Annotated in this window: 15 protein-coding genes; all 15 read left to right on the top strand. The window is 68.3% G+C overall.

Annotated elements, in window-relative coordinates; all coding sequences use genetic code 11:
• The first annotated feature begins 308 nt into the window (after positions 1-308).
• Entirely contained in the window at positions 309-854 is a 546-nt protein-coding gene (gene rplJ / locus PVK37_RS02595) for a 50S ribosomal protein L10 (RefSeq protein ID WP_275032070.1), read from the top strand.
• A 54-nt stretch (positions 855-908) separates the two neighbouring features.
• Positions 909-1295: a 50S ribosomal protein L7/L12 gene (gene rplL / locus PVK37_RS02590; RefSeq protein WP_275032069.1), complete on the top strand. Its 387-nt coding sequence runs from the start codon at positions 909-911 to the stop codon at positions 1293-1295.
• Between the two features lie 572 nt (positions 1296-1867).
• Positions 1868-5308, top strand: a complete 3441-nt coding sequence (gene rpoB / locus PVK37_RS02585; RefSeq protein ID WP_275032068.1) for a DNA-directed RNA polymerase subunit beta — start codon at positions 1868-1870, stop codon at positions 5306-5308.
• Between the two features lie 90 nt (positions 5309-5398).
• On the top strand, positions 5399-9292 hold the full coding sequence (locus PVK37_RS02580; protein WP_275032067.1) for a DNA-directed RNA polymerase subunit beta': 3894 nt from the start codon (positions 5399-5401) through the stop codon (positions 9290-9292).
• A 104-nt stretch (positions 9293-9396) separates the two neighbouring features.
• Positions 9397-9765 (top strand): hypothetical protein, encoded by a 369-nt coding sequence (locus PVK37_RS02575; protein ID WP_275032066.1) that lies wholly within the window; start codon positions 9397-9399, stop codon positions 9763-9765.
• Positions 9766-10238: 473 nt separating this feature from the next.
• On the top strand, positions 10239-10664 hold the full coding sequence (locus tag PVK37_RS02570; RefSeq protein ID WP_275032065.1) for a hypothetical protein: 426 nt from the start codon (positions 10239-10241) through the stop codon (positions 10662-10664).
• A 508-nt stretch (positions 10665-11172) separates the two neighbouring features.
• Positions 11173-11547: a 30S ribosomal protein S12 gene (rpsL, locus tag PVK37_RS02565; RefSeq protein ID WP_014440718.1), complete on the top strand. Its 375-nt coding sequence runs from the start codon at positions 11173-11175 to the stop codon at positions 11545-11547.
• 1 nt (position 11548) lies between these two features.
• Positions 11549-12019: a 30S ribosomal protein S7 gene (gene rpsG, locus PVK37_RS02560; RefSeq protein ID WP_046567226.1), complete on the top strand. Its 471-nt coding sequence runs from the start codon at positions 11549-11551 to the stop codon at positions 12017-12019.
• Positions 12020-12088: 69 nt separating this feature from the next.
• On the top strand, positions 12089-14194 hold the full coding sequence (gene fusA / locus PVK37_RS02555; protein WP_341483437.1) for an elongation factor G: 2106 nt from the start codon (positions 12089-12091) through the stop codon (positions 14192-14194).
• Positions 14195-14366: 172 nt separating this feature from the next.
• Positions 14367-15560 (top strand): elongation factor Tu, encoded by a 1194-nt coding sequence (tuf, locus tag PVK37_RS02550; protein ID WP_275032063.1) that lies wholly within the window; start codon positions 14367-14369, stop codon positions 15558-15560.
• A gap of 351 nt (positions 15561-15911) precedes the next feature.
• Positions 15912-16220: a 30S ribosomal protein S10 gene (rpsJ, locus tag PVK37_RS02545; protein ID WP_007073037.1), complete on the top strand. Its 309-nt coding sequence runs from the start codon at positions 15912-15914 to the stop codon at positions 16218-16220.
• An 11-nt stretch (positions 16221-16231) separates the two neighbouring features.
• Positions 16232-16897 (top strand): 50S ribosomal protein L3, encoded by a 666-nt coding sequence (gene rplC / locus PVK37_RS02540; RefSeq protein ID WP_275032062.1) that lies wholly within the window; start codon positions 16232-16234, stop codon positions 16895-16897.
• Positions 16894-17544, top strand: a complete 651-nt coding sequence (gene rplD / locus PVK37_RS02535; RefSeq protein ID WP_275032061.1) for a 50S ribosomal protein L4 — start codon at positions 16894-16896, stop codon at positions 17542-17544. Before rplC ends, rplD begins: the two co-directional genes overlap by 4 nt.
• Entirely contained in the window at positions 17541-17843 is a 303-nt protein-coding gene (gene rplW / locus PVK37_RS02530; RefSeq protein ID WP_007465304.1) for a 50S ribosomal protein L23, read from the top strand. Before rplD ends, rplW begins: the two co-directional genes overlap by 4 nt.
• A gap of 12 nt (positions 17844-17855) precedes the next feature.
• Positions 17856-18695, top strand: a complete 840-nt coding sequence (rplB, locus tag PVK37_RS02525; protein ID WP_275032060.1) for a 50S ribosomal protein L2 — start codon at positions 17856-17858, stop codon at positions 18693-18695.
• The last annotated feature ends 2 nt before the right edge of the window (positions 18696-18697 follow it).

Raw genomic sequence — 18697 nt, 5'->3', positions numbered from 1 at the left:
GGTGACCGGAGAAGCGTCGCGTAGTCTTTCGGACGTCATCCGTGTTCTCATGGATGAGGTACCACCCAGAGACCGCTGGTCACCGTGCTCCGGCACGGTCGAAGGTCCCGCGTCACACGGGCGACCCGCGTAGGGCGGCAAGCGACATCCGGCTCGATGGCATGTGGTCCGCCGACCACGATCCACCGGCTGGCCCTCGCCCCGTGCGCCCTGCGCCGGGGCTTCTCTCGTTGATCGCGATCCTCCGCCACCACCGACGCCGCCCGGCTTCGATGGTGACCAGCCTGGCGCAACGAGAGAGGAGGGACATGGCGGACAAGCCGATCCGGGCCGACAAGGCCACCGCCGTCGCCGAGCTGACCGAACAGTTCCGTGGCGCGGGCGCCACCGTGCTGACCGAGTACCGCGGTCTGACGGTCGCCCAGCTGACCCAGCTGCGGCGCTCGCTGGGCCAGGAGACCACGTACACGGTCGCCAAGAACACGCTGGCCAAGCGCGCCGCGACGGACGCTGGCATCAGCGGCCTCGACGAGCTGTTCACCGGTCCTACCGCGCTGACTTTCGTTTCGGGCGACGTCGTCGAGGCGGCGAAGGGGCTTCGTGACTTCGCGAAGGCCAACCCGAAGCTCGTCATCAAGGGCGGTGTCTTCGAGGGCAAGGCCATTTCCGCGGCCGAGGTCACGAAGCTCGCCGACCTGGAGTCCCGTGAGGTGCTGCTGGCGAAGCTGGCCGGCGCGATGAAGGGCAACCTGAGCAAGGCCGCGGCCCTGTTCCAGGCCCCGCTGTCGAAGACCGCCCGTCTGGCGGCCGCTCTGCAGGACAAGCGCGAGAAGGAAGGTGCCGAGCAGGCCTGAGGCCTCCCGGCACCCCGGTTCGATCTTCCGTAGATTTAGGAAAGGACGCCAGACATGGCGAAGCTCAGCACCGACGAGCTGCTCGACGCGTTCAAGGAGATGACGCTGATCGAGCTCTCCGAGTTCGTGAAGCAGTTCGAGGAGACCTTCGAGGTCACCGCCGCCGCTCCGGTCGCCGTCGCCGGCGTGGCCGGCCCGGCCGGCCCGGCCGCCCCGGTCGAGGAGGAGAAGGACGAGTTCGACGTCGTCCTCGAGTCCGACGGTGGCAAGAAGATCCAGGTCATCAAGGTCGTGCGTGAGCTGACCGGCCTGGGCCTCAAGGAGGCCAAGGACGCGGTCGAGTCCGCGCCGAAGGCCATCCTGGAGAAGGTCAACAAGGAGACCGCGGAGAAGGCCAAGACCAAGCTCGAGGGCGAGGGCGCCAAGGTCACCCTCAAGTGACCTGACGCTCGCCTCGGCGGTGCCCCGGCTCACGTGAGCTGAGGCACACACCGCGTGCCAACGGGCGGTGATCCGGAAACGGGTCACCGCCCGTTGCGTTGGTGTCAGCGGCCGGTAGTGGCCGTGAGCAGGGATTTGATCGCCAGGGGTGGTGACGCTGCGGTGTCGGACGGTCGCACCCCGCTGGGAAAGAGCTCTCTGGCGGGTGATCAGCCCTTGACGGAACCCCGGCCCGACAGGCACGCTGACACAGCAAGACCTTCCACGCTTGCGACGGCCACGCCCGGGTAAGGCCAGCGGTAGCACCGTGCCGCTACGCTTCGGGCGGTCCAGCGGGAGCGCCGCGTTCCGAGCGGCCCGGTCGACCCCGTTCGAGGGGTCCCGAGGCACGTTCCGTGGCGACCCGCGGGGTGGGCTGGACAGCGGTTAGCCTTTCGGCTACACTGCTAGTTTGCGCTGCCTTCCGATCTCGACCCCTGCTCGGAATGTCCGATTGAGGATATTTCAAGTGGGGTCATTGGAGTGCACGCGTACCAGCCGTTCTGCAGCACCGGTCCTCGGAAGGACGCATCTTGGCAGCTTCCCGCCCTGCGAAGACCAGTCGTACGTCGAGCGCTTTCGCTCCCCGCCGTGTCTCATTCGGCAGGATCACCGAACACCTCGAGGTCCCCAACCTCCTCGCCATCCAGAACGAGTCCTTCGACTGGCTCGTCGGCAACGAGGCTTGGCAGGGCCGGTCAGCTGATGACCCGCACGCACGCTCGGGTCTCGCGGAGATTCTCGACGAGATCAGTCCCATTGAGGACTTCTCCGGCACCATGTCGCTCTCCTTCTCGGCACCGCGCTTCGACGAGGTCAAGGCCTCGATCGAGGAGTGCAAGGAGAAGGACCTGACCTACTGCGCGCCGCTGTTCGTGACCGCGGAGTTCACCAACAACACCACCGGCGAGATCAAGAGCCAGACGGTGTTCATGGGTGACTTCCCGATGATGACGCCGAAGGGCACCTTCATCATCAACGGCACCGAGCGCGTCGTGGTCAGCCAGCTCGTCCGCTCGCCGGGCGTGTACTTCGACAAGCAGCCGGACAAGACCTCCGACCGCGACCTCTCCAGCGTCAAGGTCATCCCGAGCCGGGGTGCCTGGCTGGAGTTCGACATCGACAAGCGCGACACCGTCGGTGTCCGTATCGACCGTAAGCGCCGGCAGGCCGTCACCGTCCTGCTGAAGGCGATCGGGTGGTCCGCCGAGCAGATCCGCGAGCGGTTCGACTGGTCCGAGCTGATGATGACCACCCTGGAGAAGGACCACATCGCCGGCCAGGACGAGGCGCTGCTCGACATCTACCGGAAGCTCCGCCCTGGCGAGCCGCCGACCCGCGAGAACGCCCAGACCCTGCTCGACAACCTCTTCTTCAACCCGAAGCGGTACGACGTCGCCAAGGTCGGTCGGTACAAGTTCAACAAGAAGCTCGAAGTGCAGGTGCCGATCACCACCGGCACGCTGACCGAGGACGACATCGTCGCCACCGTGGAGTACCTCTGCCGGCTGCACGCCGGTGAGGAGGGCTACGAGGCCGACGACATCGACCACTTCGGCAACCGTCGCCTGCGTACCGTGGGCGAGCTCATCCAGAACCAGGTCCGGGTCGGCCTCTCCCGCATGGAGCGGGTCGTCCGCGAGCGGATGACCACCCAGGACGTCGAGGCGATCACGCCGCAGACCCTGATCAACATCCGCCCGGTGGTGGCGGCGATCAAGGAGTTCTTCGGTACGTCGCAGCTGTCCCAGTTCATGGACCAGACCAACCCGCTGGCGGGCCTGACCCACCGGCGACGGCTGAGCGCGCTCGGCCCGGGTGGTCTGTCCCGGGAGCGGGCCGGCTTCGAGGTCCGGGACGTGCACCCGTCGCACTACGGCCGGATGTGCCCGATCGAGACGCCGGAAGGCCCGAACATCGGCCTGATCGGCGCGCTGTCCACCTTCGCCCGGGTCAACCCGTTCGGCTTCATCGAGACGCCGTACCGGAAGGTCGTCGACGGTCGGGTCACCGACCAGATCGACTACCTGACCGCGGACGAGGAGGACCGGTTCGTCAAGGCGCAGGCCAACGCGCCGCTGCTGGCGGACGGCACCTTCGCCGAGGATCGGGTCCTGGTCCGTCGTAAGGGCGGCGAGACCGAGGACGTACCGCCCTCGGCCGTCGACTACATGGACGTGTCGCCGCGGCAGATGACCTCGGTCGCGACCGCGATGATCCCGTTCCTCGAGCACGACGACGCCAACCGGGCCCTGATGGGCGCGAACATGCAGCGGCAGGCCGTGCCGCTGGTGAAGGCGGAGTCGCCGCTGGTCGGCACCGGCATGGAGTACCGTGCCGCGGTCGACGCCGGTGACGTCGTGGTGGCCGAGGTCGGCGGTGTCATCGAGGACCTCTGCGCCGACTACATCACCATCCACCAGGACGACGGCCACCGCCGGACGTACCTGCTGCACAAGTTCCGCCGCTCCAACGCCGGCTCCTGCGTCAACCAGAAGCCGGTGGTCTTCGAGGGCGACCGCGTCGAGGCCGGTCAGGTCATCGCCGACGGTCCGTGCACCGACGAGGGCGAGATGGCGCTCGGGCGTAACCTGCTCGTGGCGTTCATGACCTGGGAGGGGCACAACTACGAGGACGCGATCATCCTGTCGCAGCGCCTCGTGCAGCAGGACGTGCTCACCTCGATCCACATCGAGGAGCACGAGGTCGACGCCCGGGACACCAAGCTCGGGCCGGAGGAGATCACCCGCGACATCCCGAACGTCAGCGAGGAGATGCTCGCCGACCTCGACGAGCGCGGCATCATCCGGATCGGCGCCGAGGTCGTCCCCGGCGACATCCTGGTCGGCAAGGTCACCCCGAAGGGTGAGACCGAGCTGACCCCGGAGGAGCGGCTGCTCCGCGCGATCTTCGGTGAGAAGGCGCGTGAGGTCCGGGACACCTCGCTGAAGGTGCCGCACGGTGAGACCGGCACGGTCATCGGCGTGCGTACCTTCTCCCGCGAGGACGGCGACGAGCTGCCGCCGGGCGTCAACGAGCTGGTCCGGGTGTACGTCGCCCAGAAGCGGAAGATCCAGGACGGCGACAAGCTCGCCGGCCGGCACGGCAACAAGGGCGTCATCTCGAAGATCCTGCCGGTCGAGGACATGCCGTTCCTGGAGGACGGCACGCCGGTCGACATCGTGCTCAACCCGCTCGGTGTGCCGGGCCGGATGAACATCGGCCAGGTGCTCGAGACCCACCTCGGCTGGGTCGCCAAGACCGGTTGGCAGGTCGACGGCGAGGACGCCGACTGGAAGCGTGCGCTGCGCTCGATCGACGCCGCCGAGGCCGAGCCGGACACCAACGTGGCCACCCCGGTCTTCGACGGTGCCCGCGAGGAGGAGATCTCCGGTCTGCTCGCGTCGACCCTGCCCAACCGGGACGGCAAGCAGCTGATCGGCTCCTCGGGTAAGGCGCAGCTGTTCGACGGCCGGTCGGGCGAGCCGCTGCCGGACCCGATCGCGGTCGGTTACATCTACATCCTCAAGCTGAACCACCTGGTCGACGACAAGATCCACGCGCGGTCGACCGGCCCGTACTCGATGATCACGCAGCAGCCGCTGGGTGGTAAGGCGCAGTTCGGTGGACAGCGGTTCGGCGAGATGGAGTGCTGGGCCATGCAGGCCTACGGCGCGGCGTACGCGTTGCAGGAGCTGCTGACCATCAAGTCCGACGACGTCCTGGGCCGGGTGAAGGTCTACGAGGCGATCGTCAAGGGCGAGAACATCCCCGAGCCGGGCATTCCGGAGTCGTTCAAGGTGTTGCTCAAGGAGCTCCAGTCGCTCTGCCTCAACGTCGAGGTGCTCTCCTCCGACGGTGTGGCGCTGGAGATGCGCGAGACCGACGACGAGGTGTTCCGGGCGGCGGAGGAACTCGGCATCGACCTGTCGCGCCGGCCCAACGAGGGTGTGAGCAGCGTCGACGAAGTCTGATCGGGCCGGGTGCGGCGGCGCGGCTCCACCGCCGCCGCACCCGTACCGCCGAACCATCAACCGAGCTGACTTGATGTGAGGGATAACCAAGTGCTCGACGTCAACTTCTTCGACGAGCTGCGCATCGGCCTCGCCACCGCCGACGACATCCGTCAGTGGTCCCACGGCGAGGTCAAGAAGCCTGAGACGATCAACTACCGCACCCTGAAGCCGGAGAAGGACGGACTCTTCTGCGAGAAGATCTTCGGTCCTCAGCGGGACTGGGAGTGCTACTGCGGCAAGTACAAGCGGGTCCGGTTCAAGGGCATCATCTGTGAGCGCTGCGGCGTCGAGGTGACCCGGTCCAAGGTGCGTCGCGAGCGCATGGGGCACATCGAGCTGGCCGCCCCGGTGACCCACATCTGGTACTTCAAGGGCGTGCCGAGCCGGCTGGGCTACCTGCTGGACCTCGCCCCCAAGGACCTCGAGAAGATCATCTACTTCGCCTCGTACGTCGTGACGAGCGTGGACGCCGAGTCGCGTCACCGTGACCTCTCGACCATCGAGAACGAGATCCTGGCCGAGAAGCGGCAGTCGGAGAACAGCCGCGACTCGGAGATCGAGAAGCGGGCCGCCAAGCTCGAGGCCGACCTGGCCGAGCTGGAGGCCGAGGGTGCCAAGGCGGACGTCCGGCGCAAGGTCAAGGAGGGCGGAGAGCGCGAGATGCGCCAGATCCGCGACCGGGCCCAGCGCGAGATCGACCGCCTGGACGAGGTGCTGGACACCTTCCGCAAGCTCGAGCCGAAGCAGCTGGTCACCGACGAGCTGCTCTACCGCGAGCTGCGCGACCGGTTCGGCGAGTACTTCACCGGCGGCATGGGCGCCGAGGCGATCAAGGCGCTGGTCCAGAACATGGACCTGGACGCCGAGGCGGAGAACCTCCGCGAGATCATCCGCTCCGGCAAGGGCCAGCGGAAGATCCGGGCGCTCAAGCGGCTCAAGGTCGTCGCGGCGTTCCTCAACACCCGCAACTCGCCGCTCGGCATGGTGCTGGACTGCGTCCCGGTCATCCCGCCGGACCTGCGGCCGATGGTGCAGCTCGACGGTGGCCGGTTCGCCACCTCGGACCTGAACGACCTGTACCGCCGGGTGATCAACCGGAACAACCGGCTCAAGCGGCTGATCGACCTCGGCGCGCCCGAGATCATCGTCAACAACGAGAAGCGGATGCTCCAGGAGGCCGTCGACGCGCTGTTCGACAACGGCCGTCGTGGTCGTCCGGTCACCGGCCCGGGTAACCGGCCGCTGAAGTCGCTCTCCGACATGCTCAAGGGCAAGCAGGGCCGGTTCCGGCAGAACCTGCTCGGCAAGCGGGTCGACTACTCCGGTCGTTCCGTCATCGTGGTCGGCCCGAAGCTGAAGCTGCACCAGTGCGGCCTGCCCAAGCAGATGGCGCTGGAGCTGTTCAAGCCGTTCGTCATGAAGCGGCTGGTCGACCTGAACCACGCCCAGAACATCAAGTCCGCCAAGCGGATGGTCGAGCGGCAGCGGCCGGTCGTGTGGGACGTGCTGGAAGAGGTCATCGGCGAGCACCCGGTGCTGCTCAACCGGGCGCCGACCCTGCACCGACTCGGCATCCAGGCGTTCGAGCCGCAGCTGGTCGAGGGCAAGGCCATCCAGATCCACCCGCTGGTCTGCACCGCGTTCAACGCCGACTTCGACGGTGACCAGATGGCGGTGCACGTGCCGCTGTCCGCCGAGGCCCAGGCCGAGGCGCGGATCCTGATGCTGTCGTCGAACAACATCCTCAAGCCGGCCGACGGCAAGCCGGTGACCATGCCCACCCAGGACATGATCATCGGTCTGTACCACCTCACCCACCTCACCCCCGGTGGCAAGGGCGAGGGGCGGACGTTCAGCTCCGACGCCGAGGCGCGGATGGCGTTCGACAACGGCGAGCTGGGCCTCCAGTCGCCGGTGCGGATCCGGCTGCGCGGCATCACCGGCATCGACAATGGTGCCGGCGCCGAGCCGTGGGTCGCGCCGGAGGACTGGGTCGAGGGCGAGCAGCTGATCGTCGACACCACCCTGGGCCGGGTGCTGTTCAACGAGACCATGCCGGTCGGCTACCGCTTCGTGAACTACGAGGTGCGCAAGGGGCAGCTCTCCGCGATCGTCAACGACCTCGCCGAGCGGTTCCCGAAGGTGGCCCTGGCGGCCACCCTGGACGGGCTCAAGGAGGCCGGCTTCCACTGGGCCACCTGGTCCGGCGTCACCATCGGCATGGAGGACGTGGTCACCCCGCCGAGCAAGAAGGAGATCCTGTCCCGGTACGAGAAGGAAGCCGACCGGATCGACAAGCAGTACCAGCGGGGCCTGATGACCGGTGAGGAGCGCCGCGGCGAACTCATCGAGATCTGGACCAAGGCCACCAACGAGGTCGCCAAGAACCTGGAGACCTCGCTGCCCCGGGAGAACCCGCTGTGGAAGATGATCCACTCGGGGGCCCGCGGTAACCTGCTCCAGCTCCGGCAGATCGCCGCGATCCGTGGTCTGGTGGCCAACCCCAAGGGCGAGATCATCCCGCGACCGATCAAGTCGAGCTACCGGGAGGGTCTGTCCGTACTGGAGTACTTCATCTCCACGCACGGCGCCCGGAAGGGTCTCGCGGACACCGCGCTGCGGACCGCCGACTCGGGTTACCTGACCCGGCGTCTGGTGGACGTGTCGCAGGACGTCATCATCCGCGAGGAGGACTGCGGCACCGACCGGGCCATCCCGATGCAGGTCGGCGAGCGGATCGACGGCAAGCTGGTGGTGCACGAGCACGCCGAGACCGGCGTGCACGCCCGGACCCTGGCCGACGACATCAAGGGGCCGGACGGCACCGTGGTCGTCGAGCGGGGCGCGGACCTGAACTCGATCCTGGTCGACAAGATCGTCGCGGCCGGGGTGGAGAACGTCCGGGTGCGCAGCGTGCTGACCTGCGAGTCGAAGCTGGGTGTCTGCGGTGCCTGCTACGGGCGTTCGCTGCCGACCGGCAAGACCGTGGACATCGGCGAGGCGGTCGGCATCATCGCCGCCCAGTCGATCGGTGAGCCGGGTACCCAGCTCACGATGCGTACCTTCCACACCGGTGGTGTCGCGGGTGAGGACATCACCCAGGGTCTGCCCCGTGTCACCGAGATCTTCGAGGCCCGGGTCCCGAAGGGCAAGGCGCCCATCGCCGACACCCCCGGCCGGATCCGGATCGAGGACGGCGAGCGGTCCCGGAAGATCATCGTCATCCCCGACGACGGCAGCGACGAGATCGTGTACGACAAGATCTCGAAGCGGGTCCGGCTCCGGCCGGGCGTCCACGACGGCGGTCACGTCGAGGTCGGCGAGAAGCTCACCGAGGGCACCATCGACCCGCACGAGCTGCTGCGCATCCTCGGCCCGCGCGCGGTCCAGGTCCACCTGACCCAGGAGGTCCAGGAGGTCTACCGTTCGCAGGGTGTGCTCATCCACGACAAGCACATCGAGATCATCATCCGCCAGATGCTCAAGCGGGTGACGGTCATCGACTCCGGCTCGACCGAGTTCCTGCCGGGCGTGCTGGTCGACCGGGCGCTGTTCGAGTCGGAGAACCGCCGACTCGTCGGCGAGGGCGGCGAGCCCGCCGCCGGCCGTCCGGTGCTGATGGGTATCACCAAGGCGTCGCTGGCCACCGACTCGTGGCTGTCGGCGGCCTCCTTCCAGGAGACCACCCGGGTGCTGACGGACGCGGCGATCCACGCCCGCAGCGACTCGCTGATCGGCCTCAAGGAGAACGTGATCATCGGTAAGCTCATCCCGGCCGGTACCGGTATCTCCAAGTACCGCAACGTCCGGGTGGAGCCGACCGAGGAGGCGAAGGCCAAGGTCTACTCGATGACCGGCTACCCGGAGACCGACTACGGCTTCGGGCCGGCCAGCGGCCAGGCGGTGCCGCTGGACGACTTCGACTTCGGGTCGTACCGCTGACGCAGTGACGACGAGGCCCCCGGCGCGTGCCGGGGGCCTCGTCGTTTCCACCGGGCCCGGCCTCTGGCGGCGGCGGGCGGCACCGGGGCGGCATGATGGAGGACATGACGACGGCGCCCGGGCATCCACCCGCCGTGCGTCAGGGGCTGCGTGACCCGCTCGACCCTGACCCGGCCCGCTCGACGAAGGCCCGGGCGGTGTTCGCCCTCGGGCTGATCGCCGCGTTGACCGGCGTCTTCGTCGGCGGGATCGTGCCGGCGACGGTGGCGCTCCAGCTCTGCCGGCAGGCGCGCCGCGAGGCGTACGCCTCGGGTGGTTTCCTGACCGGCGCGGTCTGGCTGCGGCGGGGGGAGCGGCTGGCCTGGACCGGCCTCGGCCTGGCCGCGCTGACGCTGCTGGCCGTGGTGGTGATCGCGGTGGTCCGGCTGGCGGACGCGCCCTTCACCCAGGACTTCGCCCCGAACGTGAACTGACCCCGCCAGGCTGAGGTGACCGCGCCCGGCGGGGACCACCCGAACCCGGGCGCTAGCCTGGCCCCCCGGCACCCGCCCCGGCCGGTGCCCGTCGACAGGAGGACCTCGTGACCGAACCGGCTCGGCCGTCGGCGGACGATCCGGCACGGCCGGCGGCACCGCCGGATCCCGTGCACTCCGGGAGTCCCGCGCCGGCCGCGCCGGCCGCACCGGACGGGTCGGCCGCCGGCCCCCGGTCCGGTCCCGCCGCGTCGGCCCCACCGGAGGACGCTCCCGCCGGATCGGGGCAGGCGGGTGCCGGCACGGGCCGGACGGTCGCCGCGCCCTCCGGGAGCGTGTCCGCCCCGGCCGCCGCCGGCCCGTACGGTGGCCCTCCGGTGGGCCCGTACGGTGGCCCTCCGGTGGGTGCGCCAGGGGGTCCGCCGGCCGGTCCGTACGGTGGGCCGCCGGCCGGTCCGTACGGTGGGCCGCCGGTGCCGCCACCGCCACGGGAGGCGCAGCGTCCCCCCAAGCGGATCGATCCCGTCCCCGGTACGCCGTTCGGGGTGGCGCATCTGGAGGTGCCGCCGGTCACTTCCGGTCTCGCCGTCGGTTCGCTGGTCGCCGGTATCGTCTCGATCCTGGTCTCGCTGCTGGTGGGCTGCTTCGGCCTGGCCGGCGCGTCGGGCGGCTGGGGTGCCTGGGCGGCCGGCGCCTTCACCCTGCTCGGTCTGCTCACCGGGGCGGGTGCGGTGGTGGCCGGCCTGCTCGGTACCCGTCAGCTCCGTCGGCCGGCACCGCCGCCGGCGGTCCGCTTCACCGGTCGCGGGTTGGCCGTGGCGGGGATCAGCTGCGGTGCCACCGGGGTGGCGCTCAGCCTGCTCGGACTGGGGCTGGCGGTCCTCATGCAGTTCGCCTGAACCCGGCGTCCGGTTCACCCGTAGCCGTGGTCCGGTGGGTGGGACGGTGGCTCCCCGGGGTCGACGGGTCGTCGCACGGGGAAGCCGTTACACTTGTTACCCGTAGATGCCCGACGCGGACGGGCAGGTCGAGGGAAGCCGGAAGGGCGGGGACGCATTCTTCCGGACCACCCCGTTTTGACCTGCACGCTTGTGGTAGGTACTCTTTCCCCTTGTGCCCGGCCAGTCCGGGCAACTCGTGCGTGCGCTGGAGCCGCCGACCTGGTCGTCGGACAGCGTCACGACAAGCCACAACCCCTGGCGAGCGGGTGACCGTGTGCCAGGGGACAGACCCGGTGCGGCGTCCGCGTCGGCACCGGAAACCGTGAATCGGGCGACACGCCCGACCGCGGGTGCCGGGACCTCCGCGAGGCGGCCCTGGTCGGAATGTAGGAGAGTCGCTCATCAGGGCGGCTACGAGCAGACGGCGCGGCCGCGTGGAAGCGGCCGAAGGGAGCGGAGAAACCCGGTGCCCACGATCCAGCAGCTGGTCCGCAAGGGCCGACAGGCGAAGACGAGCAAGACCAAGACCCCGGCGCTGAAGGGTTCCCCTCAGCGGCGCGGCGTGTGCACCCGCGTGTACACCACCACCCCCAAGAAGCCGAACTCGGCGCTGCGCAAGGTCGCTCGTGTCAAGCTCAGCAGCCAGATCGAGGTGACCGCCTACATCCCGGGCGTGGGTCACAACCTGCAGGAGCACTCGATCGTGCTCGTCCGTGGCGGCCGGGTGAAGGACCTCCCCGGCGTGCGTTACAAGATCGTTCGCGGTTCGCTGGACACCCAGGGTGTCCGGAACCGCAAGCAGGCGCGCAGCCGTTACGGCGCGAAGAAGGAGAAGAGCTGACATGCCGCGTAAGGGACCCGCTCCGCGGCGACCGCTGGTCGCTGACCCGGTGTACAACTCGCCGCTGGTCACCCAGCTCGTGAACAAGATCCTGCTGCGTGGCAAGCGTCAGCTCGCCGAGCGCATCGTGTACGCGGCCCTGGAGGGCTGCCGCGAGAAGTCCGGCACCGACCCCGTCGTCACCCTCAAGCGGGCGATGGACAACGTCAAGCCGACCCTCGAGGTGCGCAGCCGCCGGGTCGGTGGCGCCACCTACCAGGTCCCGGTCGAGGTGCGCCCCGCGCGGGCGACCACCCTCGGGCTGCGCTGGCTGGTGACCTACTCCCGCGCCCGGCGCGAGAAGACCATGGTCGAGCGGCTGATGAACGAGCTGCTGGACGCCAGCAACGGCCTCGGTGCCGCCGTCAAGCGGCGCGAGGACACGCACAAGATGGCCGAGTCCAACAAGGCCTTCGCGCACTACCGCTGGTAACACATCTGGTTCCGGCGTCTCCGGACGCCGGAACCACCACCAGTTGAGTCGAGACGACGATAAGTAGGGATTGAAGTGGCCGCCGCAGCAGACGCGCTCGCCAACGTACGCAACATCGGCATCATGGCGCACATCGATGCCGGTAAGACCACGACCACCGAGCGGATCCTGTTCTACACCGGCATCACGTACAAGATCGGTGAGGTCCACGAGGGCGCTGCCGTCATGGACTGGATGGAGCAGGAGCAGGAGCGGGGGATCACCATCACCTCCGCCGCCACCAAGTGTGAGTGGAAGGGCCACACGATCCAGATCATCGACACGCCCGGCCACGTCGACTTCACGGTCGAGGTCGAGCGGTCGTTGCGGGTGCTGGACGGTGCGGTGGCCGTTTACGACGGTGTCGCCGGCGTGGAGCCGCAGACGGAGAACGTCTGGCGTCAGGCCGACAAGTACAACGTCCCCCGGATGTGCTTCGTCAACAAGCTCGACCGGACCGGTGCCGACTTCTTCCGCTGCGTGCAGATGATGATCGACCGGCTCAACGCCACCCCGCTGGTGCTGCAGATCCCGATCGGCAACGAGTCCGACTTCATCGGCGTCGTCGACCTGGTCGAGATGCGTGCCCTGACCTGGCGCGGCGAGACCCAGAAGGGTGAGGACTACGCGGTCGAGGAGATCCCGGCCGACCTCGCCGACTCCGCCGCCGAGTGGCGCGAGAAGCTGATGGAGACCCTGGCCGACGTCGACGACGCGGTGATGGAGAAGTACCTGGAGGGCGAGGAGATCTCCGTCGAGGAGGTCAAGGCCGCCATCCGTCGGTCCACCATCGCCGGCAAGGCCAACCCGGTCCTCACCGGTACCGCCTTCAAGAACAAGGGCATCCAGCCGATGCTCGACGCGGTGGTCGCGTACCTCCCGTCGCCGCTGGACATCCCGGCCATCGAGGGCACCGCCACCGACGGTGAGACCCCGTTGCAGCGGAAGCCGTCGAAGTCGGAGCCGTTCTCCGCGCTGGCCTTCAAGATCCAGACGGACAAGCACCTCGGCAAGCTCACCTACGTGCGGATCTACTCCGGCACGCTCGAGTCCGGCTCCCAGGTGGTCAACTCCACCAAGGACCGCAAGGAGCGGATCGGCAAGATCTACCAGATGCACGCCAACAAGCGGGAGGAGCGCAGCTCCGCCCAGGCTGGCGACATCATCGCGGTGCAGGGTCTGAAGCAGACCACCACCGGTGACACGCTCTGCGACCCGGCGAACCCGGTCATCCTGGAGTCGATGACCTTCCCGGAGCCGGTGATCGAGGTCGCGATCGAGCCGAAGACCAAGGCCGACCAGGAGAAGCTCAGCACCGCCATCCAGCGGCTCGCCGAGGAGGACCCGACCTTCCGGGTCAAGCTCGACGACCAGACCGGTCAGACGGTCATCTCCGGCATGGGCGAGCTGCACCTGGACATCCTGGTCGACCGGATGCGCCGCGAGTTCAACGTCGAGGCCAACATCGGTAAGCCGCAGGTGGCGTACCGCGAGACGATCCGCCGCAAGGTGGAGAAGATCGAGTACACCCACAAGAAGCAGACCGGTGGTTCCGGCCAGTACGCCCGGGTGATCATCAGCGTGGAACCGCTGCCGCTCGGCAACGAGGCCCCGACCTACGAGTTCGCCAACGCGGTGACCGGTGGCCGTATCCCCCGGGAGTTCATCCCGTCGGTGGACGCGGGCGCGCAGGACGCCATGCAGTACGGCATCCTCGCCGGCTTCCCCCTGGTGGGCGTCAAGCTCACCCTGGTGGACGGTCAGTACCACGAGGTCGACTCGTCGGAAATGGCATTCAAGATCGCCGGCTCGATGGCGATGAAGGAGGCGGCCCGCAAGGCCGACCCGGCCCTCCTCGAGCCGATGATGGCTGTTGAGGTCACCACTCCTGAGGAGAACATGGGTGACGTCATCGGCGACCTCAACTCCCGCCGCGGCATCATCCAGGCGATGGAGGAGCGCAGTGGCGCCCGCATCGTGAAGGCTCTGGTGCCGTTGTCGGAGATGTTCGGCTACGTCGGCGACCTGCGGTCGAAGACCCAGGGCCGGGCTAGCTACAGCATGCAGTTCGACTCCTACGCCGAGGTTCCGGCCAGTGTGGCGAAGGAGATCATCGCGAAGGCCACGGGCGAGTAGTTTCTCGCCCGCGGCCTCCGCGGAGGCTGCGTGAGACCGGGCCTGTAGGCTTCACCGCCGCAAGTCCCACAAGCTCTCCGACCGTTCTGGTCGGAAAGGCTGTCGACAGAGTCCTAAGCGTCACAACGGCGCGCCGGGGCGTACGAACCAAGAAGTCCACAGGAGGACACCAGTGGCGAAGGCGAAGTTCGAGCGGACTAAGCCGCACGTCAACATCGGCACCATTGGTCACATCGACCACGGTAAGACGACGCTGACGGCGGCCATCACCAAGGTCCTGCACGACCAGTTCCCGGACCTGAACCCGTACACGCCGTTCGACGAGATCGACAAGGCGCCGGAGGAGAAGGCCCGCGGTATCACCATCTCCATCGCGCACGTCGAGTACCAGACCGAGAACCGGCACTACGCGCACGTCGACTGCCCCGGGCACGCCGACTACATCAAGAACATGATCACCGGTGCCGCGCAGATGGACGGCGCGATCCTGGTGGTGGCGGCGACCGACGGTCCGATGCCGCAGACCCGCGAGCACGTGCTGCTGGCCCGCCAGGTCGGCGTGCCGTACATCGTCGTGGCGCTCAACAAGAGCGACATGGTCGACGACGAGGAGCTCCTGGAGCTCGTCGAGCTCGAGGTTCGTGAGCTGCTCTCGAACCAGGAGTACCCGGGTGACGACCTGCCGGTCGTCCAGGTCTCCGCGCTGAAGGCCCTCGAGGGCGACCCGGTGTGGACCGAGAAGCTCCTGGAGCTGATGAACGCGGTCGACACCGCGATCCCGCAGCCGGAGCGCGAGACCGAGAAGCCGTTCCTGATGCCGATCGAGGACGTCTTCACGATCACCGGTCGGGGCACCGTCGTCACCGGTCGCGCCGAGCGCGGCATCCTCAAGCCGAACGAGGAGGTGGAGATCGTCGGCATCAAGGAGAAGTCGATGAAGACGGTCTGCACCGGTATCGAGATGTTCCGCAAGCTGCTCGACGAGGCCCGCGCGGGCGAGAACGTCGGTCTGCTGCTGCGGGGTATCAAGCGCGAGGACGTCGAGCGCGGCATGGTGGTCGTCAAGCCGGGCACCACGACCCCGCACACGGAGTTCGAGGCGACGGTCTACATCCTCTCCAAGGAGGAGGGCGGCCGGCACACCCCGTTCTTCCAGAACTACCGTCCGCAGTTCTACTTCCGGACCACGGACGTCACCGGCGTCGTCACGCTGCCCGAGGGCACCGAGATGGTCATGCCGGGCGACAACACCACCATGAGCGTGAAGCTGATCCAGCCGATCGCCATGGAGGAGAACCTCAAGTTCGCGATCCGTGAGGGTGGTCGTACGGTCGGCGCGGGTCGCGTCACCAAGATCATCAAGTGAGCTGGGTAACCCCGATTAGACCCGCCGTCGGTCGTACGGCATACTAGTCAGGTTGCGTAACGACGGTTCGCCGCCTGCGTTCGGATTCATGCCGAACCTCCGGGCGAGAGAACAGTCGGGCGTAGGGTGGTTGGCGGTAGGCCGCCAACCACCCTCGCACGGCGTTCAGGTCGCGGTAGAGCGATCGGCGCCTTGACCCACCGTGCGGTCAGAATCGCTCCGGAGTCCCGGGGCGGAGCCTGGCCCGAGGGCGCGACACGCCCGACCGCGGGGGTCGGCGGAAGTGGGCCTGTGCCAGCCGGTGCAGGCGCCCGCAACACAGCGGCATCGAGAGAAGGAACAGAAGCCACCATGGCGGGACAGAAGATCCGCATCCGGCTCAAGGCCTATGACCACGAGGTCGTCGACTCCTCGGCTCGGAAGATCGTCGAGACGGTGACGCGTACCGGGGCGCAGGTCGCTGGCCCGGTGCCGCTGCCCACGGAGATCAACCGTTTCTGCGTCATCCGTTCGCCGCACAAGTACAAGGACTCGCGCGAGCACTTCGAGATGCGTACGCACAAGCGGCTGATCGACATCATCGACCCGACCCCCAAGACGGTCGACTCGCTCATGCGCCTCGACCTGCCGGCTGGCGTCGACATCGAGATCAAGCTGTAGGGACCGGACAAATGGACAGGCAAGTAAAGGGGATCCTGGGCGCGAAGCTCGGCATGACCCAGGTCTGGGACAACAACAAGGTTGTCCCGGTGACCGTGGTGCAGGCCGGCCCGTGCGTCGTCAGCCAGGTTCGTAGCGCCGAGAAGGACGGTTACTCGGCCATCCAGCTGGCCTACGGCGCGATCGACCCGCGCAAGGTCAAGAAGCCGATCAGCGGCCACTACGCCAAGGCGGACGTGGCGCCGCGCCGGCACATCGTCGAGCTGCGCACCACCGACGCCGGCGAGTACGCCCCCGGCCAGGAGGTCACCGTCGCCGAGTTCGCCCCGGGCGTCTCGATCGACGTGACCGGCAAGACCAAGGGCAAGGGCTACGCCGGCCCGATGAAGCGGCACGGCTTCCACGGTCTGCGGGCCAGCCACGGTGTCGAGCGCAAGCACCGCTCGCCCGGCTCGATCGGCGCCTGCGCCACCCCGGGCCGCGTGTTCAAGGGCACCCGGATGGCCGGCCGGATGGGTGGCGTGCGCTACACCGTCCAGAACCTGACCGTCCAGGCGGTCGACACCGAGAACAACCTCCTGCTCGTCCGTGGTGCCATCCCCGGCCCCAAGGGCGCGCTGGTCCTGGTCCGTACCGCGGCCAAGACCAAGGTGAAGAAGGGCGGTGCGGCGAAGTGACCACGGTTGACGTGCTCGCCGTCGACGGCACCAAGAGCAGCTCGGTCGAGCTGCCGGCCGACATCTTCGACGCGCAGGCGAACATCGCGCTGATGCACCAGGTCGTGGTGGCCCAGCTCGCGGCCGCCCGCCAGGGCACGCACAAGACGAAGACCCGTGGCGAGGTCTCCGGTGGCGGCAAGAAGCCGTACAAGCAGAAGGGCACCGGCCGCGCCCGCCAGGGCTCGACCCGCGCGCCGCAGTTCGCCGGCGGTGGCGTCGTGCACGGTCCCGTGCCGCGCGACTACAGCCAGCGGACCCCGAAGAAGATGAAGGCCGCCGCCCTGCGTGGCGCCCTCTCCGACCGGGCCCGCGCCGGCCAGGTGCACGTCGTCGAGGCGTTCGTCTCCGGCGAGAAGCCGTCCACCAAGGCGGCCCTGGCCACGCTGGCGAAGCTGACCGGGGCCCGTCGGGTCCTGGTCGTGCTGAGCAGCACCGACGAGCTGAACTGGGTGTCGCTGCGCAACGAGCCGCGGGTGCACCTGATCGAGGCCGGCCAGCTCAACACGTACGACGTGCTGGTGGCCGACGACGTGGTCTTCACCAAGGAGGCCCTGGACGAGTTCCTGGGCGTTCCCGCCGAGACCACCGAGGAGGGTGGCAAGTGAGCACGATCGCCGACCCGCGCGACATCATCGTCGCGCCGGTCGTCTCGGAGAAGAGCTACAGCGAGCTGAACCGGAACTGGTACACCTTCCTGGTGCACCCGGACGCCAACAAGACCGAGATCAAGATCGCTATCCAGCAGATCTTCAACGTCCGCGTCCTGACGGTCAACACGCTCAACCGCCAGGGCAAGCGCAAGCGGACCAAGACCGGGTTCGGCCAGCGCAAGGCCACCAAGCGCGCGATCGTGAAGCTGGCTGACGGAGACCGTATCGAGGCCTTCGGCGGCCCGGTCAGCTGAGGGGTGTAGACAATGGCTATCCGTAAGTACAAGCCGACGACGCCGGGCCGGCGTGGCTCGAGCGTCGCCGACTTCGCTGAGATCACCCGGTCGACGCCGGAGAAGTCGCTGCTGGCTCCGCTGCCGAAGAAGGGCGGACGCAACGCCCACGGTCGGATCACCACCCGGCACCACGGTGGCGGCCACAAGCGCCAGTACCGCCTGATCGACTTCAAGCGGGTCGACAAGGACGGCGTGCCGGCGAAGGTCGCGCACATCGAGTACGACCCCAACCGCACCGCGCGCATCGCGCTGCTGCACTACGCCGACGGCGAGAAGCGCTACATCCTCGCGCCGAAGGACCTGAAGCAGGGCGACACCGTCGAGTCGGGTCCGGGCGCGGACATCAAGCCCGGCAACAACCTGCCGCTGCGCAACATCCCGGTCGGTAGCACCATCCACGCGGTGGAGCTGCGTCCCGGCGGTGGCGCCAAGCTGGCCCGGTCGGCCGGTGTCGGTATCCAGCTGCTCGGCCGGGAGGGCGCGTACGCCACCCTCCGGATGCCGTCCGGCGAGATCCGGCGGGTCGACGTGCGCTGCCGCGCCAGCGTCGGCGAGATCGGCAACGCCGACCAGTCGAACATCAACTGGGGCAAGGCCGGCCGGATGCGCTGGAAGGGCAAGCGCCCGACCGTCCGTGGTGTCGCCATGAACCCGGTCGACCACCCGCACGGTGGTGGTGAGGGTAAGACCTCCGGTGGTCGCCACCCGGTGAACCCGCAGGGTAAGCCCGAGGGCCGCACCCGTCGCAAGGGCCAGCCGAGTGACCGGCTGATCGTCCGCCGCCGCTACGCCACGCGTAAGCGCGGCTGAGG

The sequence above is a fragment of the Micromonospora cathayae genome (assembly GCF_028993575.1).
In the GTDB taxonomy this organism is placed as follows: Bacteria; Actinomycetota; Actinomycetes; order Mycobacteriales; family Micromonosporaceae; genus Micromonospora; species Micromonospora cathayae.
This window is presented reverse-complemented; position numbering and strand designations above follow the sequence as displayed.